The sequence below is a fragment of the Pseudomonas sp. BNK-44-b genome (genome assembly GCF_047456245.1).
In the GTDB taxonomy this organism is placed as follows: Bacteria; Pseudomonadota; Gammaproteobacteria; order Pseudomonadales; family Pseudomonadaceae; genus Aquipseudomonas; species Aquipseudomonas machongensis.
In genome coordinates this window covers 1,775,359-1,799,425 of sequence record NZ_CP179908.1, presented here as the reverse complement: position 1 = coordinate 1,799,425, position 24,067 = coordinate 1,775,359, and the positions used below count along the sequence as shown (strand labels likewise).

Below are 24,067 nucleotides of genomic sequence, written 5' to 3'. Positions count from 1 at the left end.
GCAGGGGCCTATATTAAACAAATGCCGAGGTTGGTGCGGTCGTGGTGTGTGACTGACACCCACACACTCAACCCACCCACACCCTTCACAAGGTCTGCCACCTTGTAAGCTAGGGCACTAGATTTTACGGTCATAGAGCGGCCAGAATCTGTATAAAATTACAGGCTGTATAAAAACACAATTATTCGATTTTAGAACCAATTGGTGATGGCAAAATAGTTGCACGCCATACTTCTCTGTGGCTTCATTAGCCCTGCTAACACGCCAGGGAAGGCCATTTACAAACCCTAGCCCTGGCAGGCAGAGCGTCCTGTCCGTGCAGAGAGAAGTAATGGCTACCCCAAAAACTTTCATGGAGGAATCGACTGCGCCTGGCACCGGCGCGGGGTTCGATTACCAATTCCATTATTTCGTTTATCGATTATTGAACATGAAGAAAGGCCAATCGATTGGCCTTGAGATAAAGGACGATGTTCATAGCGATCTGGATAACGATGTCCAATTGCTGTTCCAGCTCAAGCACACGATTCAGACTCAGGCCGGTGGCAGCCCCATTGCCCTAACGGAGCTGGACGGTGACTTGTGGAAGACGCTGTACAACTGGACACGTGTGATCACCGATCCGCGAGATGGCCGGAGTGAAATCGCCGCCCAGCTCCAGTTCGTGAAGCGCAGCGAATTCCACCTCGTCTCGAACAAGAGCGAGAGCAAGTCCAACCTGTTCTCACAATTATTGATTGCTTACACGGAACACGCCTCTGCTGAGAATCTGCAGGCAGTTGTCGACCGGGCAAAGTCGTTGTCGGGGTCGACCAGAGACGCCACGATCAAGGGCTACATCGACACCGTGCTGACCATCGAGCCCAGCGTTCAGCAGGAGTTCCTCAAGCGTGTCTTTTTCCAGCTCGCAGAGACGGAGGTTATCCAGAAGGTAAAGGACACTCTGGAGGAAAAATTCGTGCTGCCCGAAGACGTCGATAGCGTCTATGAGCGCCTCAGTACCTTGATCCGTGATGACAACTATTTTTCAATCTTGGCAGGAACACTGACGGCGATCACATTCGACGATTTTCGCACTCGCTATCGCCGCGTCGTCTCACAGGCAGTCAAGAAGCGGCTGAGCCGGCTGCAGTTTGAACCTCCATTGCCCGAAGACCTACTGGGACAGCGCTTCATCAAGCAGCTGATTGTCATTGACGACATTTGTGAAGACGACAGCGAAGTCATCACGCAGCTGTCGACTCATAAGGTGAGAATGGCGCGCAGCTTGGAAGTTTGGGTGCACGGCGGTGAGGTGGTATCGGATGAGGTAACTGCCCTTCACAAGGACGTCACGCTGCGCTGGAGCAACAAGCACCGAAAGGCATTCAAAAAATGCACCGAAAGCGAGATCAATGACAAAGCCCAGGCCATCGTCGATGCTATGCGCGATGAGACGTATCGACTGGGTGATGATGAGCTCAGCACCGAACAATCCAACGGAGAGCTTTACCTCCTCTCGGAGCAGGACGTGATCGGCTGGCATCCTGAGTGGAAAACCCTATGAGCAGTGATGTCATCGAGCTCTCCCCTGCACTGCCTCGCGCTTGGAGCGGCTATAACAATGCCGGCATCGCTGTCGTCGCGATCGGGTGTGTGCTGAACCACACGCAGAACCTTACATTGGCCAAAGCGCTACTGGTGATGCCTATCGTGATGCACAGCGAGACCACCAAATTTCTGGCAAGCGAGAGAACACGCTCTCGAGAGATTGCCTCGCTGGTCGCTATCCGTCCCGACTTTGTGACCAATTTCGACCGACGCTACCACGCCAGCCTCGTGCACTCGATCAATGGCATCCAGATGCTGCATGAGCTGGGCTACGCCGTCTTTGATTCGCAACTCACCCAAAAGACGCGCTTCGAATGCACCACCGAGTTTGGCAAACGTGCCGTATTGATCGAGAAAGCGTCGTCCGAGATCGCGAATTTGCTTCAAGCGTCGGAAGAAGAGCTCTACCTGAATCTTAGGATACAACTGTGAAATTTGGCATCGACACCATCCGCCTATGGTCGCATCACGGCGAGACACGCAGCGTAGATTTCGAGCGTGGCCGGATCAATGTGCTCAGTGGTCGCAGCAACCGAGGCAAGACATCGCTGCTACACATCATTGACTACTGCCTGCTTTCCAGCAGCCACAACATTCCCCATGATGTCATCAACGATACGGTTGCTTGGTATGGCATCAAGTTCTATATCAACGACAAAGAACTCGCGATTGCACGTAAGAGCCCGCATGCTCAGACCGTGTCGGACAAGCTCTACTTTTCAAGCATTGGTGTGCTGCCAGATCAGCCGTTTGCCAACGCCACCAGCGATGACATCAAAGCGATCCTTCAAGCCGAGTTCAGTCTGGACAGCAGCGTCGTGCTCTACGGGGGCCGAGGCGTGCGCTACGGCACACAGGTATCGTTCCGCTACTTCCTGCTATTCAACACCATATCCGACGACATCATCACCAACACCGCTGCCTACTTCGACCATCAACAAGAAGACCGATATCGCGTTGCGCTGCCTCGTGTTCTGGATCTGGGCTTGGGCATCGACAGCCTTGAAAACATTGCTCAACGTGAACGGCGCGATGATCTCAAACGCATGATCGAGAAGCTTGAGAAGAAGAAGGTTGTCATCAGTAGTGGTCGACATCTCTTTGAAAGCGAAGCTCGCAAGCTTGCGGCAACGGCAGCTGAGTACGGCCTGATCGAGAAAGTGCCAAATGTCGTCACCATCGATTTTCTGAAAGGGATCGTCAAGGATGTGCCCACCCCGAATGCTTCGGGCGAAGATGCCAAGCGCCTCTCCAATGCACGGTCGAAAATGTTTGAGATCAACCGGCGCATGCGCAGGCTTCGCGAATTCTCTGACGAACACAAGCAATACAAGTCGGCGCTCAAGGTTACCCAGGACAGCCTGAAACCGTTGCAGACGCTGCTTCAGCAATCCTCCGAGCTGCTGAAAACAGAAGTGTTTCATGATCTGATCGATAGCTTGAATGTCGATCTGCGCGCGCTCAAAGCAGCTACCGCCACTCGGCAGCCAGTCGATACTCAGGTCGCGGCTATGATGGCCGACTTAGTGGAGCAAAAAGCAGAGCAGCAACGAATCATTGACTCCTTGCCCAAGGCGCAGAAATCCTTCGAGGACACGATCCAACTGGTAAAGTTTGTCACCCGCATCGAGACCAAGCTTGAGACCTACAGTAGGGTCGAATCGGACACCCCTGAAGACTACGACACGCAGATCAAAAATCTGAACGCTGAACTCAGCTCCATGGAAGTCACCGATGTGGCCAGTGTTCGCGACGGTACCGTTGGCCAAATCAATGACGTGTCCCTGGCGTTGCTGAGCGAGGCGGCAGCGGCGATGGACAACTATGCGTCCTTCCTGACGTCATTCAACTACGAGGCGAAGAAACTACAGCTTCGCAGACCTAAGTCGTCGTTCATCGAAAACGTAGGTAGTAGCTCCAACCACATGTTCCTGCATTTGTTCATGTTCCTGGCGCTACACGAAGTGGCCATCAGCAAAGGTGGCAAATTTGTCCCAAGCTTCCTGTTCATCGACCAGCCGAGCCGCCCCTACTACGGCGAGGAGAAGATCATGGATGAGGTGCATCTCAAGAATTCCGACCAGGCAAAGGTAAGCCAGGCGTTCGAGTTGCTTGGGAATTTCGTCAGTCGGATGCGCAACCAATACAGCGCGGAGTTCCAGATGATCGTGCTGGAGCACGTTCCTGTTGAGCTCTTCCAGAACGTGGCGAACGTTAACGTGCTACCTGAATTCCGAGGCAAAAACGCCTTGATTCCCGCTCATTGGCATCCCGCTTAACAGCCAAACCATGAGCAGTAACGACGATTAGAAGCCCGAAGTGCGAGACGGTTGCCAGGCAGCCATCACGCCACATGTTCTAGCGAGGCCTCAAAGATTGATAGCAGATAACCGGCAAGCCATACTCGCCCGCAGATCGAACCGGCCAATCCGTACCACACTTTAGAACGCAGGAAGCAGTCCGAATGCAAGACAAGTACACCCTGACGGAACATCGGCATCGCTTCGCGATCTGGGCGGCAGGGCGCGCCTACTCAAGACAGGGGCCAGGCCACACCATGGCAGTGGCGTCTCAATTGATCAACGATACTTCGGTGGGTCAGATTGCCACCCTGGACGACCTTCCTCCGCCAAATGAAATCGATGACCACCTGGATGGGCTTTTTCGTGAGGTCATGGGTCGAGCCGAGAAGATCACGTACAAACGCGAGTGGAAAGACAAAACCACGGGCCACTCTCGAACCGAAGAGTGCCAGCTCGAATGCACCTATGGCAGAGCGCAAAAGCTGGTGAACATTTACCTCAAATCCAAGCTCATCGTGGCTGGCGTGGATGAGCGCGACGCCAAGCTTGCCAGTCTGCACCCTCCCCTTGACAGGCAGCTGCTCGCAGCGATCGGTCGGCACCTTAATACTCCGTCACTCAAAGGATCGGATCTCCAGCAGGTGTTCAAGGAAGCGCTTATAAAAGGCAGCAGCTGGACGACATTCGACAAGGCAGCGTATGACGCCCACATCAATGTGGTAAAGGAAATTCAAAAGGATCGACCGCTGTGGGGCATCGAATGGCTCTGGCAACCAGCGGCTACAGATGAGTAAATAAAGGCCCTGATCAGGCTCAAAAAAACAGCATGATGAACGTAATTGTAAAAAGTCCAGGACGGCGTAGTAAACCGCGCCATTCAGCACCCGATGCCCGAGCTGCCAAGCCCTTACCCTGGGATTGACTACGTCAAAATTGCTCCCGGGATAAGGCCTCTCACTGAAGGTAAGAAGCCCCAAGGTTTAAAGCTTTTTAAAACACCCTACAGCTGGAAGACAAGAGCCAGGACGGTGACACAAATGCTTCAGACTCCAATGAGCTGACTCGTTAGCTATACGGCTTAATGATGCTCCTGCTTTTCACCCCCCCTGGAAAGCAGGAGCTTGCCTGACGTTCCCTGCACTCACTCTACCTTGCCCAGATGCGATTCAAGATTTTTCCAAACGTCTTCTGCAGCTTCGTCAGAAAATTTCATCATTTCCGTCACTGAACCTACGATGTAGTTCGACGGGAACCACTCTTTTATCTGCCCATCCTGTTCGAAACAGTGAATCACCCGATGGAACAGCCCAGGCTCCAGAGAAATAACGGCATTAGGATTGTGGAACATGTATATCCCGTCGTGCCAGGCCTCGCTGTACCTGGGATCCTCAACCACCGCCCTGAAGGGGCCAAGTTCGCCATCAGTATTCGTGCGTACGCCATTGACGATCGCCATGGAATTCTTGTCCCGCACGCCCGCAATCCGGCCCATGCGATTGAACTTGGGCAGCGTGGCCTGCGTGACCAGCATGACCGCGGAGACATGGCGGTTGCCCGGTTGGCCGAAGAAATTGGATGCGATGGTACGTCCCTTGTACTCGTGTCGTTCAATGCGCTCCATTTTTCCATCTACCAGTTCTAGCCCGTAAAGATACCTCTGCATCGTGCTGGCAGACATGGCCATGGACATGTGCTTCGAGTAGTCGTGCACGGCGATGACGAAAGGCTTGCCTTTGGTGTGTGGAAGCTCCCAGTAGGGCACGTTCAATGGCTCGGGCCGGTGACGCACCTTCTTCGCCAATGTGCGCTGAAACTTGAATGGCAACTCGTGTTCGACGTGCTCCATCAGCTTCTTGATCGCGCTCTGGTCTAGCCGTTTACCACCGCGCTCTGCTGAGGTAGGTTCAATCGACTCACTGACATCAGTTGCAGCACCGAGATCGGCATCCTCGGCCAGCTCCTCTTCAACTTCAGCCACTGTGGCAGCTTCGACAGCAACCTGTTGACCATGCTTGGATAGGAGATAGTCCGGCTGTGGATTGGAGTGATCAATGATGAAGTCGAGCTCGTAGAATGCTGCATGCAGGTAGAGCTCAAACAGGCGTGAGTTAAATTCGTTGCCCTGCAGTCCTCGAATAAAGATGCCGTCGGGATCTTCAAACCAGTAGGCAAGCTCCTCCATGGCTACCCGGGCAGGATAATAAGTAGGATCATCGAGAAGCATCTTCAGGTAGCGATTGCGTTTGTGTTGGGGAACTTTTGCCGCAAAAATGGCGAAGGGGCTAGGTGCTTCGTCTCCTTGAGCGATCAGCCCATCAACAGCAGAAGCCGCCAGCTTCGGTACGTGCTCCAAGGTCTCTTTTATTGCGTCTTCGGGGGTTTCGAGGCAACAGCGCGTGATCACGGCCCTAAATCGCTTGTTCAAATCTCTCGCGAGCACGATGGCGTTATAGTAATTGTCGATCTTGCAATGCAGGACGACGGCCAGCAGCGTGATTTCAGGAGTTTCGTAAATGTGCCAATGAGTTTCTTCGGTATACTGCTTTACGAAGGGCGATCGGCCATAGAAATATGCGTCAAATCGGCTTTCTCTTATGGGTTTGAAATCACTCATTTTTCCTGATCCATAGGCTTGCCAAGGATACGCCCCGAAAACAATGCTACTTAGAGGCTCGAAGCATTGACATTGATTGCAAAAGAAAGCGTCTTTCAACTGCGCTTTTACTGCACCTATACAGATTACCAGAATAGCACGCCAGCCCAAGCTCTGATATTCGCCCGCGAACAAAGCGTAAGAATACCGCCTCGACTAGACCATGATAGCTCTGCATATATCTCACCGGTGACGGCATGCCTGAGCGATGTACATGCACAAAAGTTTAATAACAAACAACTTTGCACTTGTCACAGCGAGAAGGCCTCCCACTAAACTCTGAGCTATAGACTATTAATCCCAGCGTCCACGGCACAACACAAATAAACCAAAAAATCCAGTCCAGTCAGATTTCAACGCCCGGCTAAGCGGGCCGGCCAAGCCCTCTCACCCTTGCTCCCTGAGGCCATGAGCCAATCCTTTCCCAATTTTCATTTAAAACGAGTTTTCAACTGACACCTGGGTCGGCCTACCGGATCACGCTTTAATTTTAAAACTGAACTCGGATATCCCGGCCGGCCAACTATCGCGGCCTGCTTACGTACACTAAGTATACTTAAAGAGGGCACAAAAAATTTTAATGCACCCTATTGCAATCTTGCGCAAGTTCATGAAAGCATAATAGCAAGCATGTAACTTTCGGATCCTTCCCGTGACCGCCTCTAAACGACCTGTAATACGGCTAACATCGCCGCACGCTGACCTATTGCCTACTATCAGAGATGGCCGCAAGACCTTTCGATTGCTGTCCAACGACGCCGTTCAAAATCAGTTCTTTGACAACTGGGCATCCCAGCTCAGTCGCAAAAGCAAATTCAAGACTGTCAAAACCTACTGCTATGCCATCAAGGTCTTTTTAAATTACGTCATGCAGATGGCGCTGCACGAGGGTGGGCTCACCCCTATGTTGCTTTCCTACGCGCTGGATAACTACGAGAGCTACCTGGTCTTCGGTACACAGAGCGGAAGCGACAAGGTACGCGCCGTTGCCAAGGTGCTAGGAAACCGCAACCTGAAGGGTGCATCGGTCATCACGAACTTCGCAGCAGTGAACCGGTTCATCGAGGCCAGCGAACAGCTGCGAATGGGATTGCTGGAGCTCGAAGCGAACGGGCTGATCACCTCCAGCAAACTTTCGGGTTTTTCATTGCAAAAGAGCGTGTCGATCGAAGCACCGACGAAAGTCCGAGCTGCCTTGAAGCGCAACAGCTGGCTCGCGGGCTGCATCGCCGGCGGAGCGAAGCGCATCAAGCGCGCAGGTCTTGCTCCCGCCTCCAAGCCCTCGGATATCGCCTATACCGACGAGTTTGGCGGTGACGGGCTGGCCTTCCCAATCGACCTCTGCAGGACGCTCATTGAGAATGCACCTTCACTGAGAGATAAGCTCCTGTGGTGTTTGCTCGCTGCAACTGGGTGCCGTGTTTCTGAAGCGCTCACCATGCTGTCGGCGGATGTCGTCTTGGGCACATCCGATTTAGAAAGCAACAAGGTGCTGATCGTTGATCCTGCTACACGGCATCACGTGCTGCTCAAATACCTGTCCGAGGAAGAAATTCACCAGCTTCCCCACAAAGGGCGCAAGCACACTGATACGTTCATGATTGAGCCATTTGCCTCGATGTTCTGGGTTACGCTTGAACAGTACAAGACAGAGGAGCGTGAGAAGGACGAAAAGCGCCCATTTCCGGCTCGCCATGGGTTTCTATTTAGAAATATCACGACGGGTGACCCCATTCCCTTTTCGTATCAAACGGTACTGGAGCGGTTTCAAAAAGTCGCGCTTGAAGTCGCCGGACAAACCTATGGGTTCCACAGCCTACGCCACATGTATGGCTACTACCTGGTCAACCATTGCGTAAACCCCAATCCTCGGAGCAATCGAAGGTTCGGCCTCGATCTGCATCTCGTTCAGAAATACATGGGGCATGCGAGCCCAGACAGCACGAGGCGTTACGCGCGCCAGGACGCACGCATGCTGCAGGCAACGATTTCGGCGGTGAACTTCTCACGTATGAGCGGCGGCCCCAAGACCGTCCGAGAGGCAAGGATTGCCTTTTTAAAAAGCGAAATCGCCCTTCTCGAAAACCAAGCCGCTAAGGAGGCCGCATGATCAACCTATCCCCTACGCACGCCGTCTGGATGATTGCCGATGACGAGGTTGGCCGCGCCTTTGCGGCAGCAGCTGACTTCGTGAAAAAGGCTTACAAAACGAAGTACAGCTCCCCGTCGCGAGGCAACCAGATGTGGAGGTTGATCCGGGACATCCAGGATATGAGCGCAGCGCCATTTTCAAATTGGAGCAAAGCCGAGATCGAGGCCCTCCTCCCGAACTGCTTTTACAACGTCAATAAGCTTGCGACTTTCAAAGCCTTTAAACATTTCACCCCTACTACTTTGACAGCCCTGAACACTTTCATAAAACTCGTCTTTGTCAGACTCTGGGGGGAGCGAAAAGTCCTACTTCCAGTAAAATTTACGATTCCAACTGGTCTGGATCCGATCATTGATCGCATCACTCTGCAAACACAGAGTGAATGTTTGTATTTTACTCGCTCAGTGAATGAGACGTCCGCCTTCGCTTATGAAGGGGCAATGACAAACCACGAGCGGGAGCTACGTGCAAGTTATTGGTATCGTTTCATCCTAACCACGACTATTTACCAGCCAGCTGACCTTCTCGAAACGGATATTCACAATGCCTACAACAGCAGCGTGGGAAAAAGCGCGCTGCTGGGGCGCTTCTACATCAATGATCTATTGCTCACCTTGGCTGAAAAGTCACCCATCCGCGAAACCCTGCATCAATTTCTATCCGACGCCAAAGAAAAAATTCGATTAGCACAGGTAGCAGCGAAGCCTGTGTGGCAAGGCGAAAACAACAAAAAAAGAGTGCTCGATACAGCAGGACAAGCGCTCAGCTTCCTCAACCTTGAACACCCAACCACTAGAGATTTAGCGAAAATCTATAAGAGCGCACATGATGTACGAATTGGCTTTTCGATAACAGACCCCAATACACTACCCGGAGGCTACAAACATTTACCTGACAAGGTAACCAAATTCTGCAAGATGGTCAGCGTAGTTTACCGCTCCTATATAGCATCCAAAAAACTTGTTAGAGACAAGGAACTTGTCATCCCCCTAAATTACTTGCTACTCTACTGCGGCCTATATCTTTATAAATTCTACATGACCAGAGATGGCCACTTAGGAAACTACCCAAGCACCTTTAACGAATTCCCTTGCTCAGTATACTTCACTGCCGACGAGCTAAATTTGGAAGGACTGGTGACATTTGCCCAAGAGCAGCCAGCGACGTTCCTCAGCTTTCTACAACACGCAGGGGAAATAAAAAACTGGAGCAACACAACAAAGTACACCCGCATCAACTGCATGGATGAGTTTTGCTCGTACATTGAAAACAACTCTGCCGTCATCCCGAACTCCGATCAATTTAAAAACTCGTTCAGCGATTCGTGCTATCCAAAATTGGCTCGAAGTCATGGCACGAAAAAGAAGCCTGTCCCTAGAGCTTACTTTGCCACTTTCCTTAGTATGTTGTACTCCATGGAGTACCTTGTCATGCACCTGAATGAAATGGCGGACGGCCAAATGCCAGGTATCATCGGAGATAAGTTGGTAACCCCCAACATCAGTGAATTGGAAAATCAAGCTGATTGGGCGGGAATCTGGGGACGCGGTGTTTTTAGTGGTGCGCCCGTTAGACAGGAAACACTAAACTACTGCCCTATATTTTATCATGAAGAGCGAATCCAGCGATTTGAGTACATCCCACGTTTCTACAGAACGACAAAAACGCATATTAACGGCAAAGTGGAAAGCCGCGTCATCACCAACGACATTCGGATGACACAATTGATGTGTGAAACTGGGATACGACAGCATCATCTACTTTGGCTGGATAAGGATAAATACGACTTCTATCTGGATCGTAGCAGCCGGCGTATGCTTGCCCCGTTGTTCGTCAGCAGCGACAAATCACATGGCGAGTGGAGCGCTATCACATCAAGACATGTTCTTGACCTGTTGGACAGACAGCGCGACTGGTATGAACGATGCACGTGCACCGACTACCAGCAGGATCTCTGGTATGGCATGACTGGAGAGTCTAAATTTGGCAAGTTTAAACCACTATTTCGCTTGCTTACTCAACAAAAATCCTGGTTTAACTACCGAAGCTTCCCTTTTCAACTTTTGACGCTTCAGTACTTCATCCGAAACACCTTAGGCGATCTCAAGCTCCCGGAACTTGTATTTAAAAGACATTTCAAGCAAACGTCGTCAATTCCTAGCTATGAATCTGCGGAGCTAGCGAAAATCACTGCAAAGGGATTGACGAGCAAGATCACGCCGCATGGACTTCGAGCAGGATTTGTGTCTGAAGCGATCAAATTCCTTCCTCCGTTCCTAGTAGGTAAGTATCTCACAGGACAGTCCGAGGAACTGGTTTACTACTATGCACTAATAGACGATGACGCCAGCATCAGTCATGAACAATTGCTGAGTAATGCACTAATGAAGAACGCGGCCAAGATCGAGGGTGGTGACGCCCCTGTACTCGCCGAAGCGATTCTGAAGCTCAATCAAAATCTATACCAGGCCATCAAGGCAGACCCAGAGGAAGCGATCGCCAAGCACCGCCTTATGAGCCTAATGGCGGCCAGGGAGGAGAAAAATGGTATTGATCTGATCAGAGCCAAGGAAATAACCGCATTAGCCTTTAACTCTACGCACATTTGCCCGTTCAATAACATCTGCCCACGAGAGGTTGCTGACATGTTCGGGGCCACGAATGTCTGCGCTTTGTGTCCATATGCTATCCGTGGCGTCGACCATCTCCCCGCGATCAGCGCTGAAAAAGAAAAGTTTAAAGAGCTCATGGTAGGTGTCCTGCAGATGATCGCAGAGCTCATGAAACGCAAGCCAGAGCACCGTAATGAGGCTGACCTTGAAAAGCTTGAGCAAGAACACGACCACTTCGCACGCCAGGCCATCGTGCTCGAGGCCATCGAAATGCAGCTTGTGGAAATGGCTAACTCAAATCAAGGCCAGAGCCTCATCGTAAAAAACAAAGAGGAAGTGCTTGGTCATTACGCGCGCTTTGCGATCAAGGACGAAGCCAAGCTGCTCAAGCGCCTGATTGATGTGCAGAACTTCCCTGACGCCACCAGTCCAGACCTGGATTGTCGCCTAGCTCATCTCAGAGCAGTACTGATGATGCACGACGGTTCCCTCAGAGAACACCTGCGCATTCCGCAGTACCGTACCGGCACTTTGGCCTCCCAGGTAGCAACACAGATCGCAACCATGGTCAGGACAGAAGCGATTGACTCGTTTGATGTGCACCGAATCTGCGCGGAAGAATACGTGCAGAACAAGGTTCACGAGCAGCCTATCAGGGTGATATCGCAATACATCTCTTAATGAATCAATGTCCAAATTATCGAGCGTGAGATATGAGAAAGACGCAGAAGAATGACAACAATCACGTCGAAAAACCATCAACCTTTAGCGATTATATCGCGAAGCGTTCTGCTCACAACGAACGGCTGATCAGCCAAGCAGTGAGCACGGTGGATGCCTCACGATTCGGTAATCTGACAGACTATTGCAAGTCAATCAGTGCGATAGTTTCCGAAATCCGAACAGCGAAGGCCCTTGAGTCGTCTTCGCCATTTCACCGTAAGATTGTTAAACCGCTTAGCTATACAACGATAATGAGAAATTCGGAGTATCGTAAAATCGTTGAACATCGCTTCAACGAAACGCGTGAACTCGCGCAGATGGAACATCAAGAAGACGTAGAGGATCTAAAACTCAAAATCGCCAGTCTCCATGCACAATCCAATCTTCTGAAGGAAAAGATTCAAGCAATGGACACTGGTAGGCCCTCTGGGACGGTAGTCGATAGCGAATACCAAACGCTATTAGAGAAGGCTAACTCACGAATTGGCTTGCTTCTGACTGCCTACAAGAATATGAGAGAGAATGCGCGAGGAGTCTTCAAAGTTATCAGCGAGCCGACAGAGGAGCGTCCAGTCCCAGGCCTCTATAGCTATTCAGGCCTGGTGATCTGTCAAGATGAGATTGATAAAATTAGCGACATCGCCCGTGACCACCCTATACAGCCATGACCTTTAACTATGAAGACCTCTATCTTATCTGCGCGACCATCTCCGCATTCAAGCTTTACCCACTGCTTAGACTTAGCCCCCAAGTGGACAGCGGCGATGAGCTCCCCTGACTGGTGCATATCGACAGCTGAAACGGAAGGGTGTCGTCGCGCCGCCCCATCACTCGCTGCTGGAACTCAGAGACCGCCTAAAAGAGGCTCTCAGCCTCCAGGCGCAGACGTTCAAGCTCGACCTCAGAAGCCTTCGCAGCCTGAGCCTCGTAGTAGCGCCTCATCGCATCCAATGCCTGGGTCATCAGCGGGTTGCCCGGCTCCAAAATCGAGAACATGTGCTTGTTCACTCGCCTGAGTCCTCCGTGCATCAAAACCTGAACCCCTAGAGACCCAACACCGACCCGAGGTCGCTCCGCTGCTCCGTACCGCGGCCACCTCGCGATGTCACCCTGCATGCATAATACGCGTTATATCAGCGCAGGACTCGAAGCCTCTTGAAATCGTTCATCGACCGCAACCCCAAAGAGAAAGCCGTAGAGCAGGCGTTTTTGGAGCTCGCACAGAGCGACTATGTGACCATGGCGCCAGATCCCGCCGACAAGGCATTTGAAGTAGCGGGTAAGCTCAAGCGCCATGCTACAAAACTTCAAGCAGCCAAAATCCCGGAAGCTGATCCAGATGACTCCTGATCGCCCCGCCCCCTGAGAACGACTCAGGTGACCCCACAACGCATCATAGCGCCCTTCGACACGCAGAGAACACGACATGATCGCTTTTGATTTGAACACAAATGACGCCGAGGCCCTGCTCCGCCATTGCGAGCAATTCATCCCTCAATCGAGCGACGCCCGGGAAGACCGTCGTTTGGAGGATGCCCTCCTCACCTTGGCAGAAGCGCTGAGAGCTCACCTCGAGTCTGAGTAATTTTGGGCCTGTCCCGTGACAACGGACGCCAATAGCCGGCCTTAGCTCGCCCTTGAAGTCAGACCAAATCAGCACCAGCGAGGCGATTTTTCTCCCGGCTCTATGAGCTCCGCGCGCATCTGCGCCATTTCTTGTTTGGGCAAAAAGTATCGATGCCCCTAGAGTCGTTCTCCGGCGAAGAAAGCGAAGCGGTCGTCGTCAAGCAGGTCGTGATCAGACCCCGAAGACCCGACGACATAACAGGAGTACAAATGTTCTCCTTCTAGGGAAATGGCCTATACTGTATGCATCAACAGCTTCTCGACGGGTGTGTGGGCCTAATGTGCCGCTAGTAAAAAGATCTGAGTCGTCAACGCCGTTGATACCGAAAGCACCGTGATAGACTGCCGCAGAGCTTACTACCGGGCGGATGACAGGCTGGAAACACCTCAGTGTGAGTGTAAGGGGGCACAACTGGATGCGCGAAACGATCGAGCACTTAGGAGCATCGCATGACACTTAGAACGTCGTTCTCTACTGTGCTACGTGCCCTCAGGGCTAAGCGGAACATCTCGCAAAGGGAATTTGGCGACACCGCTAGTCGCACGTTTCTATCCAAACTCGAGGGGGGACGAGCTAGCCCTACACTCGATAAGCTCGAACAGATCAGTCAGCGCCTAGATCTTAGCCCACTGTCGCTGTTAACTCTGACCCTGAGTGCAGATTCAGGCCTGTCTGTAAGTGACTTGATCAAGACGCTCAGAGCGGAGATGGAAGGTCTCGAACGGGACGGTGGAATCACCGGCCTGGAGTACGAAATGCGCGGGATAATTGCGCCACCGGCATCGACCGTTTCACGAAAGCGGCTCTCTGCAGTGCAATCAAGTCAGTCAGAGCTGCAATTTTTAGAGTAGGAGCCCAGTTACGGAAACTAGGCCCGACGCAACACCAAAAAGCATGACCAGATCCGCTACAGCACCGTGCGTCAGTACATGCATGGTATAACTCGCCAGGCAACAAACCATAACCTGGCCCAAAAGCCCCCGCCTCAAGGGGCTTTCGATGGCAGGCCTCAATCTTATTTGGCTACCCAGCCTTCAACCTCATCGGCACCGTACTGGGCTTTCCATTCCTTGAGCAGCTTGTGGTTGCCGCCCTTGGTCTCAATAATCTCGCCGTTATGCGGGTTCTTGTACTGCTTAACTTGGCGTGCACGACGCGGCGATTTTTCTGCCACAACCGGGGCGCTACGACGCCCAGCTTGGGGATCCAAAATGTTGATGATATCTCGCAGGCTGAAGCCGTACTTGTTCAGCAAATCACGAAGCTTTTCTTCGAATTCGATTTCTTTTTTCAGCTCGGTGCTGCCCTTCATCGCTTCGAGCTCAGCGAGCTGCGCGGCCAGGGTTTGCTCAAGCTTTCTGAATTCTGCCAAACGAGACATATGTAATCCTCAGGTGTTTTAAAAGTGGCTACAGGTTAACCCAAATGTGGAGCTGGGCCCAATGAATTTGATGCTGCAACGCGTAGTTAGTTCACCACAACAGCACTTGCAGGCTCAGCCGCAACATAAGGAATCTATATCCATCTCACTAATTAGGCCCATGCTACGTCATACACCTACCTGAGCGAAGCGCTGCGCGTCCAAGGATGTTACCGCCGAGAATCCAGCACCTTTTTTAAAGCTCATATTGTGAACAAAGTTTTTCATCGCATCTGAAGGGTCGATGGCTTCGAGGTTAAGACCTTCGACAGTGGCACGGGAGAATGCAACGCTGAGGATAGGCTGATCTTCCATGTGCCCGGTAGAGCTGTTCAGCACGTTATCCATCGCCGTAACAATGACCAGGTCGTCCGGCAGAATGGCCAGCAGCTCGCGGCCTACCCGCAGTGCGCAACTGCACACGTAATCCTGGTGGAGTTCGTTGAAGCGACCTGTTGGCATCGCCTTGGTCGACAGTTTTCCGCCTTTGAGCAGCGATTTGATCTCGGTGGGAATGACGTGCGAGCCGTGAATAGCCAGCTTTGCTTCCAGCACGCCTCCCTCATGAACGATCATCTGTATGGATGAGCCGAGGTGCGAAATTTCCTCGAACGACTCGAACGCCTCGATAGCGTCGAGCTTTGCCTGGCGATCGCCATCTAGAATCCGCAGGGCAATGTCCCGCTCCTCCGACCAATCGGAGTGCTGAGTCTTCCACTCTTCGAACTGCGCCTGAAACAGCCGCTCATCTTCAGTTGCGGCAGCGCCGATTTTCGCGATGAGCGCCGCACGCTGACGGCTTTCCAATTTGAATAGCTTTGCCCAAAAGCTTGGACGGTAGGTCGCCGAGGCCTGCATGGCGGCCTGTTCAAGGGCTCCGCTTTTCACAGGCGGCCTCGGCTCAGGCTTGGACAGAATCTTCTTCCATTTGACTGGCTCAGCGCATTCCTTATGCATCGAGAGCAGGATATCAATGTGGTTCTCATACACCTCGACTTCATAGGCCGCCTGTTCCAGGGCCTCCATTTTCGCGAACTCTTTCTGGCGCTTCTCCAGCTCACGTTGGCGGCGATGCGCATTACGCTCTGCTCGCCTCGCAGACGCTTGCAGAGATCGAACTGTCCCTTTCCAACCCATCACAATGTTCCTTCCTGGTTGCGTGATGGCACATTAACATAGCCGCTATCACAGCTTGAACTGGATGCATCATTTGATCCCGCTTCGTCCCTAGCGAATATGATTCCTCCACGGGACTGCAGGTTATTCAGGCGAAGGAGGAAGGCCAAAGACGAGCTGGCGTGCTACTTCGAGACACAACACATCGAGCCCTGATCCAGCATGTGGCCTGATCATCTATCAATCTGAGAGATGGGTTCCAGTGAAGCTCACGAGGCGGGGATCTCACGGTCTTCGTCCACGCCCTCAGGCTTTGGGAATTGAGCGTGACCATCGCTCCCGTAGTGGGAGCTTAGGGTAGGAAGCGGTAAATGGTGAGCGGCAGCCTACGACCCGAAGCTGCCGGTGATGGACAGCAGCAATCGGCCATGAGCTGCCATTGGTTGGATCATTCAGCAAGGATCGTCTTTAATCAGCGAGTCCCACGTCAAGGATGAGCATGATGAGCGCGAGTACGGAAGGAAAGCTCAATGCCATAGCGCTGACGGCGCTGGTCGTAGGTTCCATGATAGGAGCGGGAATTTTCTCTCTACCTGCGACATTTGCTAGAGCCTCTGGCGGCTTGGGCGCAATAATCGCCTGGGCAATCGCTGGCGTTGGCATGCTCATGCTGGCGTTCGTATTTCAGAACCTCGCACGTCGCAAACCCGAGCTTGACTCCGGCATCTATGCCTACGCAAGTGCTGGCTTCGGCAATTACCTTGGCTTTGTCTCTGCCTTTGGCTTCTGGGCAGGCACATGCATCGGAAACGTTTCTTACTTCATTTTGATCAAGTCCACACTGGGCAGCTTCTTTCCAGTCTTCGGCGACGGTAATACGCTTGCCGCTATCGCTGCCTCGTCCGTGTTGCTGTGGATTTTTCACTTCCTCGTCCTTCAGGGTGTGCAGCAGGCTACAGTGATCAACACGATTGCTACCATCGCCAAGATCATCCCCATCGTGGTTTTCGTCGGGGTGCTGATTGTGGCTTTTGACCGCAATCTGTTCATGATGAACTTCTGGGGCAACGCCATCCCCGCAACATCGGCCGATCTGGCGCATGCTGACGACTATGGCCGCGTCGGCCATGCTGCGGTCGAAGCCGCGCAAGCTGGCAATGCCGACGGCTCATTGTTTGATCAGGTGCGCGCGACGATGTTGGTCACTGTATTCGTGTTCCTGGGCATCGAAGGCGCGAGCATCTACTCACGCTACGCGGCAAATCGCCGAGATGTCGGCGTGGCGACAGTATTGGGATTTTTGGGCGTTCTGTGCCTTCTAATGCTGATTACCTTGCTGAGTTATGGGGTGATGCTTCGCGCCGACCTTGCCGAATTGCGCCAACCCTCGATGGCGGGAGTTTTGGAGGCGATTGTGGGACGTTGGGGGGCAATCTTTATTAGCATCGGTTTGCTTGTCTCGGTTTTAGGTGCCTACCTTTCCTGGACTTTGCTGGCAGCGGAGGTGCTCTTCTCCGCAGCCCATGATAAGGCGATGCCTAAGTTCCTGAGCCGCGAAAATCCCCATAAAGTACCAGCAGCCGCGCTCTGGTTGACGACACTCTTGGTGCAGATTTTTCTGATTCTGACGCTATTTACCGAATACGCGTTTACCTTGGCACTGGAACTGACTAGTTCATTGACACTGATTCCCTACCTCTTGGTGGCAGCGTATGCGCTCAAACTCGCGAAAACCGGGGAAACCTATTTGCTGGCTGAAGGCGGTCGCACGAAAGATCTAGCGATTGCCGTCTTTGCGACGGCCTATGCAATGCTCATGCTGTATGCGGGAGGACTAAAGTACCTACTGCTGTCTGCGGTGATTTACGCGCCGGGCACCTTGCTCTACATACTGGCCAGGCGTGAACAGGGCTTACCATCATTCAACGGGGCTGAGCGCCTCATATTTTTGGCAACTGTGTTAGGAAGTATGGTTGCTGTATATGGACTCGCTAGTGGATGGATTACGCTTTGAAGAGCGAGACGTTGCAACCTTGGCTGGGGGAACCAAACGCTATGGCGTATAGCATCGCTAATGGTTGGGCTTCGCTGGGCCGCCAAGGACTCGAAGCTGATAGTCAGTAACGGCCTGAAACTGATGTTCAGCCAGCAGTCGTAAACGCTCGAGCTCCGCCCCGGTGATGCCTTCGGTTTGCGCCTGGTGATAACGTTTCATAGCCTCTACAGCGTCCGAGTACATTAAATGATCAGGAGGCGGAACGCTGTTGGGATCTTTCGCCATGATGGTAATCCACAAGTTGTATGCGATTAGCTGAGCTTCTTCAATACCGGTTTCGGACTCTCTCCCGGAGGTAAAATCTGAGCGCAGCCGCCCGATCAGGATCGCTAAGGTAGGCGACCTGACGCAAATACTGCACCTGGGTCACCCCTCAGCCAAACAATAGAAGCTGCTTCTTCGAAGCTGATTATGCCTCGTTACCACAATCGAGGCCGGCACTACGTTGTGACTAATAACAAGCTATGCGCTTAAGGAGCTACCAGTGGCGCATGTGTAGTGGGGACACCTTGTTGTTTCGCCGTCTCCTCCTGAACGCTCCACGCCTTTCGGAAAGAAAACTCGGTGCGAAGCCGATCCCAATAATCATTCACAGGTTGAGAGAAATCGCGGTCTAGGCCTATGAACTCAGCGAGCATCAGGGCATATCCCACGGAAATGTCGGCCATGGTGAACCGGTTCCCGCAGAGATATACCTTGTCTGCCAGGCTAGCCTCCACTGCGCGCAGCCGGGATAAAAACCACCTGCTGTAGTCCCGGACAGCCTGCTCGAGCCGGCGCTCGGCAGGCTCGAATCTGCCGTACCGCAGAACAATCGTCTGCGGGAAGGTCAACGTCGCCTCCCCGTGGTGAAGCCAGTTGAGGTAGCTGGCAAAATCCTTTTCATCGGGTCTTACCACTAATGTGCTGGGCCCGTACGCCTGCGCCAGATACTCGCAAATGGCGGCTGACTCGGTCATCAAGGTACGCTGCTCGGTGATGAGCGCCGGGACGGTGCCGAGCGGGTTGATCTCCAAAAACTCCCGGGCGAGATAGCGTGGAGGAAACGGTAGCATGTGCAGTTTGTACTCCACGCCAAGGGCCTCTAACGCCCACAAAGGCCTAAATGAACGTGCGCTCATGCAGTGGTAAAGCTCAATCATGCTGCATACCTTTACGTGTAGATGGTGGCCAGCAGCGCGGACTTTGATGAACCCGCGTGCCTGGGTCGCATATCTTGGCTGCTTAAAGCTGCTTCACAGCGATCTTGGGCTCTACCACCACCACCGGCGTCGCGGAGACACGATCCCAGTCCAAAAGCGTGCTTCGTAGAGTTGACCGTGCGTTTTCGAGATACCGCTCCTTTACTTTCCCATAGCCCCGGACGCTCTCAGGCAGCTCACACAACTTCACCGCCAGCTGAAGCTTATGAGCTTCCAACCCAGATGCCACAACTTCTAGCACCCGTTCATAATCGTGAAGCCACGAAAGCTCGGTCTTGCGCTCATGTGTTCTCGCGAAGGGATCCAGCCAGGTGTTCCTGATTCGCCTCGTCATGGCCAGGAGCTTGAATGCCTTCAGAATCCATGGGCCGAACCCGACCTTTTTGGCGTTTCCAAATACAGGCGGCGCCAGGTGGAATCGAAGCTGGACATCCCCTTCAAACTCACCGCTGATACGTTGCAGAAATTCAGGTGCGCTGTGCAGGCGCGCGACCTCATACTCGTCCTTGATCGCCAGCACCTTGAAATAGTTACGTGCGACGGCTTCAGTAAGCGCACCCGGCGAGCCGCAAACGTTTCGCTCAAGCTCGGCAAAGGTCTCAACACGCTGGCGGTACTGTTGAGCGTAACGGGCATCGTGATAGTCCGTCAGGTAAGCCGTACGATGGGCAAGTGTTTCTTCTAGTGTGAGGGCAGCATGAACATGCTGGGGTCTAGGCTGCCCCTGCGCCACCAACGCCTCAACTTTCGAAAGGTTGAAAGCCGCTCGGCGCCCCCAGAGAAATGCTGCCTTGTTCAGTTCCACCGACGTACCGTTGAGTTCAACAGCTTGCATCAATGAGTCATGAGAAACAGGGAGCCAGCCGAGCTGGCAGGCATAGCCCAGCATGAACATGTTGGTGGCGATTGAGTCTCCGATAAGTGATGTTGCCAGGGCGCTGCCCTGGACAAATGCCGAGTGGGTTGACCCGACCACTTCTGTAATCTGTGCGATGAGGTCGTCGCTGCCGAACTCAGGATCGGAAAACTGCTCCAGATCACCTGTCTCAGCTTGCGCTGCGAATCGCCTTACAAACGCACCGGTAATGCTCTCCTGTAGGTTCACCAGGGCGTGCGTGACATCTTTGCTGACCTTGGCCAACGTCTCAGCGTTGGCGCTAACCACCAGGTCACAGCCCAGCAACAGGCTGGCCTCGCCCTCGGCTATTCGAGGTGCGTGAAGCATTGCCTGGTTTTCGCCAATGCGGATGTGCGACCACACAGCGCCGCCTTTCTGCGCGAGCCCCGCCATGTCGAGCGTCAGCAACCCTTTACCTTCGATGTAGGCGGCCATGCCGAGAATTGCGCCAATCGTTACCACCCCCGTACCGCCCACCCCGGTCACCAGAATGTTGTAGGGCTGAGAGACCGGCTTAACCAAAGGTTCGGGTAGTGGCCAATCATCTTTATCCGACAGCGCGAGCGCTGCAGGCTTTTTGAGCTTTCCACCCACGACGGTGACAAAGCTTGGGCAGAAGCCCTCTAGGCACGTGAAGTCCTTGTTGCACGAGGACTGATCTATCTGGCGCTTGTTACCCAACGGGGTCTCGACATTTACGACCGACATGCAGTTGGACTTGCTGCTGCAATCACCACACCCCTCACAGACGGCTTCGTTGATGACGATGCGTCGGGCGGGATCTGCAAACTTTCCACGCTTGCGGCGCCGTCTCTTTTCGGCAGCACAGGTCTGGTCATAGATGATGGCCGATACGCCCGGAAACTCTCGAAGCTCACGTTGCACATCGTCCATCTTTTGTCGAGGCAGTACCGGTACGCCTGGCGCGAGGTCATTGACTTCCGTATAGCGATTCATGTCGTCTGTGACGACGATGATGCGCTGCACGCCTTCCGCCGCAAGCTGACGCGAGATCTGCGGCACCGTCAGCGCGCCGTCAACGGGCTGCCCCCCGGTCATGGCCACCGCGTCGTTGTACAGAATCTTGTAGGTGATCGGGACTTGAGCCGCGACGGCTGCACGGATGGCTAGCAGGCCGGAATGGAAGTACGTGCCATCACCAATGTTTGCGAACACGTGCTTGGTGTCCGTGAACGGCGCCTGGCCGATCCACGCCACACCCTCGCCCCCCATCTGACTGAAAGTCTTGGTTTGCGGATAGATCCACGCGGCCATGTAATGGCATCCAATCCCGGCAAGCGCCCTGCTTCCTTCAGGCACTTTGGTCGAGCTGCTGTGGGGACAGCCGGAGCAATAGTGCGGTACGCGATCCACCCGCGTAGTCAGGCCATGGCGTGCAGACAATTGAGCCTCCAATACGGCGAGCGTGACCTGCAGCTCTCCAAGCTTTTTGTATTGAAGGATGCGCTTGGCGAGCGCGCGCGCGATGTGCGCCGGAGATAGCTCACCCGTGGCGGGTAAGAGCCAGTCCGTATGTGGGCGAGCCCACTCGCCTTTGTCGTCAAACTTGCCAACGATGCGCGGGCGTACGTCTTCTCGCCAGTTGTAGAGCTCCTCTTTTAATTGGTATTCAAGCAGATGGCGTTTTTCCTCGACCACGAGAATCTCATCGAGACCCTGGGCGAAGTGCCGAACGCCCTCCGCATCCAGTGGCCACACCATACCGACCTTGTAAATCCTGAGGCCGATCAGGGCTGCACGTGACTCGTCGATGCCCAGGATCTTCAATGCCTGGCAGACATCCAGATAGGATTTTCCGGAAGTGACGATCCCAATGCGAGCCCCCGCCGAGTCCATCACCACCTTGTCCAGTCCATTGGCCCGAGCATAGGCAACGGCGGCATAGAGCTTGTGCTCCAGCAACCGCTTCTCCTGCGCCAAGGGAGGGTCTGGCCAACGGATATTGAGCCCGTCTGGCGGGAGTTTGAAGTCAGGGATAACCGGGTTCACTCGATCGAGCGAGACGTCCACAACGGCGCCGCTCTCGACCGTGTCAGCCACAGCCTTCATGGCCACCCAGCATCCGGAATACCGAGACATTGCAAATCCATGCAGCCCGTAGTCGAGATATTCTTGGACACCGGACGGCGCCAGCACCGGCATCATCACGGCTTTGAATACGTGTTCGGTCTGGTGCGGCAACGAAGAGGACTTGGCGCCGTGGTCATCGCCAGCAATGGCGAGCACACCACCGAAGCGAGAGGTACCCGCCGCATTCGCATGGCGGAACACATCCCCGGTTCTATCAACGCCTGGGCCTTTGCCATACCAGATGCCGAATACGCCGTCGTAGCTGGCACCCTCGAACATGTTGACCTGCTGCGTGCCCCACACCGATGTGGCAGCCAGATCTTCGTTCAGCCCGGGATGGAATTTTATGTGCTGAGACTGGAGGTGGTCGCGGGCTTTCCACAGAGCCTGGTCGAAACCTCCGAGCGGTGAACCACGGTAGCCCGTGATGAAGCCTGCGGTATTGAGACCGCTCGCGTAGTCTCGCTGGCGCTGCATCATGGGTAAGCGCACCAGCGCCTGAATCCCAGTCATCAACACGTTGCCAGTCTGTTGGGTGTACTTATCGTCAAGCGAAGGTACAGGGGTACTCATGGCTAATCCTCCAGTTATTTTTATTCAAGCAACGGCATTGAGGAGGGGTTGCTTGGGTTCGCTGGAGTCTAGGAAGCAAGCTGTGTATCGTAAAATTATAAAAACAGGGATGAGGTATCTGAAAAGCTAATGGCTACCAAACCAGACATCTCCATGCGTCAGCTGCGCTACCTGGTAGCCGCCGCCGAGCATGGCCAGTTCTCCCAGGCGGCATTGAAGGTTCATGTCTCGCAGTCGGCGATCACTACCGCCGTGAGCCAGCTGGAAACCTTGCTGGGTGTTCAGCTATTCGAGCGCCTACCCCACGGTGTCCAGCTGACCGCCGAAGGGCACAAGTTCTATCAGCATGCACGACACATACTGGACACCCTGCAAGACGCCGTGGCGCAACCTGCGTTTCTCAGCCACTCACTCAGTGGGAGCGTCCGAGTCGGGGCCTCCTACACTGTGCTCGGCTACTTCTTACCCACGCTGTTGGCGCGCTTCAAGCGAAGCTACCCGCAAGTCGACATCGACCTGACCGACATGGATCGTCCTGCGATAGAACAGGGTGTATCAGCGGGGTCGTTGGATATGGGCCTGACGATCCTCTCGAACGCCGATACCGAGTTACCCTTTGAGAGGCAGGTACTGATGCGTTCGCGACGCCAATTGTGGCTCTCCAGCGATCATCCGCTCATGGAGAACGACACCATTCGGCTTGCAGATGTTGCCCAGCACGGCTACATCCTGGGCACCGTCGATGAGGGAGAAGCATCAGCCCTGCGTTACTGGCGTGCTGCCAACATGGAGCCCAAGGTCGTTTTCCGCACCTCTTCGATCGAAGCGCTCCGGGGGCTTGTGGCCCATGGCTTCGGCGTCACAATCCTTTCGGACATGATCTATCGACCGTGGTCTCTGGAGGGGCGAAAAATCGAGGCGCGCCCGATCGCGGATGCCGTCCCGGCCATGGAGTTGGGGTTGATCTGGCAAACGAGCGCTGGACTCAGCCCCGTTGCGAGGGCGTTCCAACAGTTTCTGATCTCTGCCAATGTGATCTAGTGGACGATGC

Annotated in this window: 18 protein-coding genes; 11 read left to right on the top strand and 7 right to left on the bottom strand. The window is 53.6% G+C overall.

Annotated elements, in window-relative coordinates; genetic code table 11:
- Positions 1-331 precede the first annotated feature (331 nt).
- From ACMGGG_RS08290 to ACMGGG_RS08275, 4 genes are all read left to right on the top strand, one after another.
- A complete protein-coding gene (locus ACMGGG_RS08290; RefSeq protein ID WP_414155250.1) occupies positions 332-1,546 on the top strand; it encodes a hypothetical protein in 1,215 nt (404 codons plus the stop codon).
- The gene (locus ACMGGG_RS08285; protein ID WP_414155249.1) at positions 1,543-2,022 is read left to right on the top strand and encodes a three component ABC system middle component; all 480 of its coding nucleotides are present in this window, start codon (positions 1,543-1,545) and stop codon (positions 2,020-2,022) included. Before ACMGGG_RS08290 ends, ACMGGG_RS08285 begins: the two co-directional genes overlap by 4 nt.
- Entirely contained in the window at positions 2,019-3,869 is a 1,851-nt protein-coding gene (locus ACMGGG_RS08280; RefSeq protein ID WP_414155248.1) for a DUF3732 domain-containing protein, read from the top strand. The genes ACMGGG_RS08285 and ACMGGG_RS08280 overlap by 4 nt, the downstream gene beginning before the upstream one ends.
- A gap of 185 nt (positions 3,870-4,054) precedes the next feature.
- Complete coding sequence (locus ACMGGG_RS08275) at positions 4,055-4,687, top strand: hypothetical protein (RefSeq protein WP_414155247.1); 633 nt, start codon at positions 4,055-4,057, stop codon at positions 4,685-4,687.
- Positions 4,688-5,034: 347 nt separating this feature from the next.
- Here the strand turns inward: ACMGGG_RS08275 and ACMGGG_RS08270 are convergent, their stop codons facing one another.
- Entirely contained in the window at positions 5,035-6,507 is a 1,473-nt protein-coding gene (locus ACMGGG_RS08270; protein ID WP_414155246.1) for a hypothetical protein, read from the bottom strand.
- 781 nt (positions 6,508-7,288) lie between these two features.
- Here ACMGGG_RS08270 and ACMGGG_RS08265 point away from each other — a divergent pair.
- Genes ACMGGG_RS08265 through ACMGGG_RS08255 form a run of 3 tightly spaced genes read left to right on the top strand, consistent with a single transcriptional unit; the run spans position 7,289 to position 12,701 of the window.
- On the top strand, positions 7,289-8,656 hold the full coding sequence (locus ACMGGG_RS08265) for a tyrosine-type recombinase/integrase (RefSeq protein ID WP_414155245.1): 1,368 nt from the start codon (positions 7,289-7,291) through the stop codon (positions 8,654-8,656).
- Positions 8,653-11,991 (top strand): hypothetical protein, encoded by a 3,339-nt coding sequence (locus ACMGGG_RS08260; protein ID WP_414155244.1) that lies wholly within the window; start codon positions 8,653-8,655, stop codon positions 11,989-11,991. The genes ACMGGG_RS08265 and ACMGGG_RS08260 overlap by 4 nt, the downstream gene beginning before the upstream one ends.
- Positions 11,992-12,023: 32 nt before the next feature.
- Positions 12,024-12,701, top strand: coding sequence for a hypothetical protein (locus ACMGGG_RS08255; protein WP_414155243.1), 678 nt, complete (start codon positions 12,024-12,026; stop codon positions 12,699-12,701).
- A 187-nt stretch (positions 12,702-12,888) separates the two neighbouring features.
- Here the strand turns inward: ACMGGG_RS08255 and ACMGGG_RS08250 are convergent, their stop codons facing one another.
- Positions 12,889-13,041: a hypothetical protein gene (locus ACMGGG_RS08250; protein WP_409279943.1), complete on the bottom strand. Its 153-nt coding sequence runs from the start codon at positions 13,039-13,041 to the stop codon at positions 12,889-12,891.
- Between the two features lie 147 nt (positions 13,042-13,188).
- On the opposite strand from ACMGGG_RS08250, the gene ACMGGG_RS08245 reads away from it, so the two are divergent.
- Together ACMGGG_RS08245 and ACMGGG_RS08240 are read left to right on the top strand one after the other, a co-directional pair.
- Positions 13,189-13,383, top strand: coding sequence for a hypothetical protein (locus ACMGGG_RS08245; RefSeq protein ID WP_196172863.1), 195 nt, complete (start codon positions 13,189-13,191; stop codon positions 13,381-13,383).
- A gap of 726 nt (positions 13,384-14,109) precedes the next feature.
- A complete protein-coding gene (locus ACMGGG_RS08240; RefSeq protein ID WP_023663144.1) occupies positions 14,110-14,511 on the top strand; it encodes a helix-turn-helix domain-containing protein in 402 nt (133 codons plus the stop codon).
- A 164-nt stretch (positions 14,512-14,675) separates the two neighbouring features.
- Here ACMGGG_RS08240 and ACMGGG_RS08235 read toward each other — a convergent pair whose 3' ends face one another.
- Together ACMGGG_RS08235 and ACMGGG_RS08230 are read right to left on the bottom strand one after the other, a co-directional pair.
- On the bottom strand, positions 14,676-15,041 hold the full coding sequence (locus ACMGGG_RS08235; RefSeq protein WP_414155242.1) for a histone-like nucleoid-structuring protein, MvaT/MvaU family: 366 nt from the start codon (positions 15,039-15,041) through the stop codon (positions 14,676-14,678).
- A 168-nt stretch (positions 15,042-15,209) separates the two neighbouring features.
- Positions 15,210-16,217 (bottom strand): hypothetical protein, encoded by a 1,008-nt coding sequence (locus ACMGGG_RS08230; protein WP_414155241.1) that lies wholly within the window; start codon positions 16,215-16,217, stop codon positions 15,210-15,212.
- A 481-nt stretch (positions 16,218-16,698) separates the two neighbouring features.
- Between ACMGGG_RS08230 and ACMGGG_RS08225 the strand changes: the two genes are divergently transcribed.
- On the top strand, positions 16,699-18,210 hold the full coding sequence (locus ACMGGG_RS08225) for an amino acid permease (RefSeq protein ID WP_414155795.1): 1,512 nt from the start codon (positions 16,699-16,701) through the stop codon (positions 18,208-18,210).
- A gap of 57 nt (positions 18,211-18,267) precedes the next feature.
- Here ACMGGG_RS08225 and ACMGGG_RS08220 read toward each other — a convergent pair whose 3' ends face one another.
- From ACMGGG_RS08220 to ACMGGG_RS08210, 3 genes are all read right to left on the bottom strand, one after another.
- Positions 18,268-18,477 (bottom strand): hypothetical protein, encoded by a 210-nt coding sequence (locus tag ACMGGG_RS08220; protein WP_414155240.1) that lies wholly within the window; start codon positions 18,475-18,477, stop codon positions 18,268-18,270.
- Between the two features lie 245 nt (positions 18,478-18,722).
- On the bottom strand, positions 18,723-19,394 hold the full coding sequence (locus ACMGGG_RS08215; protein ID WP_414155239.1) for a glutathione S-transferase family protein: 672 nt from the start codon (positions 19,392-19,394) through the stop codon (positions 18,723-18,725).
- An 82-nt stretch (positions 19,395-19,476) separates the two neighbouring features.
- Positions 19,477-23,016: an indolepyruvate ferredoxin oxidoreductase family protein gene (locus tag ACMGGG_RS08210; RefSeq protein WP_414155238.1), complete on the bottom strand. Its 3,540-nt coding sequence runs from the start codon at positions 23,014-23,016 to the stop codon at positions 19,477-19,479.
- Between the two features lie 129 nt (positions 23,017-23,145).
- Here ACMGGG_RS08210 and ACMGGG_RS08205 point away from each other — a divergent pair, with 129 nt between their 5' ends.
- A complete protein-coding gene (locus tag ACMGGG_RS08205) occupies positions 23,146-24,057 on the top strand; it encodes a LysR family transcriptional regulator (protein WP_414155237.1) in 912 nt (303 codons plus the stop codon).
- The last annotated feature ends 10 nt before the right edge of the window (positions 24,058-24,067 follow it).

What these genes read in the sequence shown, in the direction of transcription:
- ACMGGG_RS08290 (WP_414155250.1), top strand. Translation starts at nt 332, where the DNA reads ATGGCTACCCCAAAAACTTTCATGGAGGAATCGACTGCGCCTGGCACC.
- ACMGGG_RS08285 (WP_414155249.1), top strand. Translation starts at nt 1,543, where the DNA reads ATGAGCAGTGATGTCATCGAGCTCTCCCCTGCACTGCCTCGCGCTTGG.
- ACMGGG_RS08275 (WP_414155247.1), top strand. Translation starts at nt 4,055, where the DNA reads ATGCAAGACAAGTACACCCTGACGGAACATCGGCATCGCTTCGCGATC.
- ACMGGG_RS08270 (WP_414155246.1), bottom strand. Translation starts at nt 6,507, where the DNA reads ATGAGTGATTTCAAACCCATAAGAGAAAGCCGATTTGACGCATATTTC.
- ACMGGG_RS08260 (WP_414155244.1), top strand. Translation starts at nt 8,653, where the DNA reads ATGATCAACCTATCCCCTACGCACGCCGTCTGGATGATTGCCGATGAC.
- ACMGGG_RS08255 (WP_414155243.1), top strand. Translation starts at nt 12,024, where the DNA reads ATGAGAAAGACGCAGAAGAATGACAACAATCACGTCGAAAAACCATCA.
- ACMGGG_RS08240 (WP_023663144.1), top strand. Translation starts at nt 14,110, where the DNA reads ATGACACTTAGAACGTCGTTCTCTACTGTGCTACGTGCCCTCAGGGCT.
- ACMGGG_RS08235 (WP_414155242.1), bottom strand. Translation starts at nt 15,041, where the DNA reads ATGTCTCGTTTGGCAGAATTCAGAAAGCTTGAGCAAACCCTGGCCGCG.
- ACMGGG_RS08230 (WP_414155241.1), bottom strand. Translation starts at nt 16,217, where the DNA reads ATGGGTTGGAAAGGGACAGTTCGATCTCTGCAAGCGTCTGCGAGGCGA.
- ACMGGG_RS08225 (WP_414155795.1), top strand. Translation starts at nt 16,699, where the DNA reads ATGAGCGCGAGTACGGAAGGAAAGCTCAATGCCATAGCGCTGACGGCG.
- ACMGGG_RS08220 (WP_414155240.1), bottom strand. Translation starts at nt 18,477, where the DNA reads ATGGCGAAAGATCCCAACAGCGTTCCGCCTCCTGATCATTTAATGTAC.
- ACMGGG_RS08215 (WP_414155239.1), bottom strand. Translation starts at nt 19,394, where the DNA reads ATGATTGAGCTTTACCACTGCATGAGCGCACGTTCATTTAGGCCTTTG.
- ACMGGG_RS08210 (WP_414155238.1), bottom strand. Translation starts at nt 23,016, where the DNA reads ATGAGTACCCCTGTACCTTCGCTTGACGATAAGTACACCCAACAGACT.
- ACMGGG_RS08205 (WP_414155237.1), top strand. Translation starts at nt 23,146, where the DNA reads ATGGCTACCAAACCAGACATCTCCATGCGTCAGCTGCGCTACCTGGTA.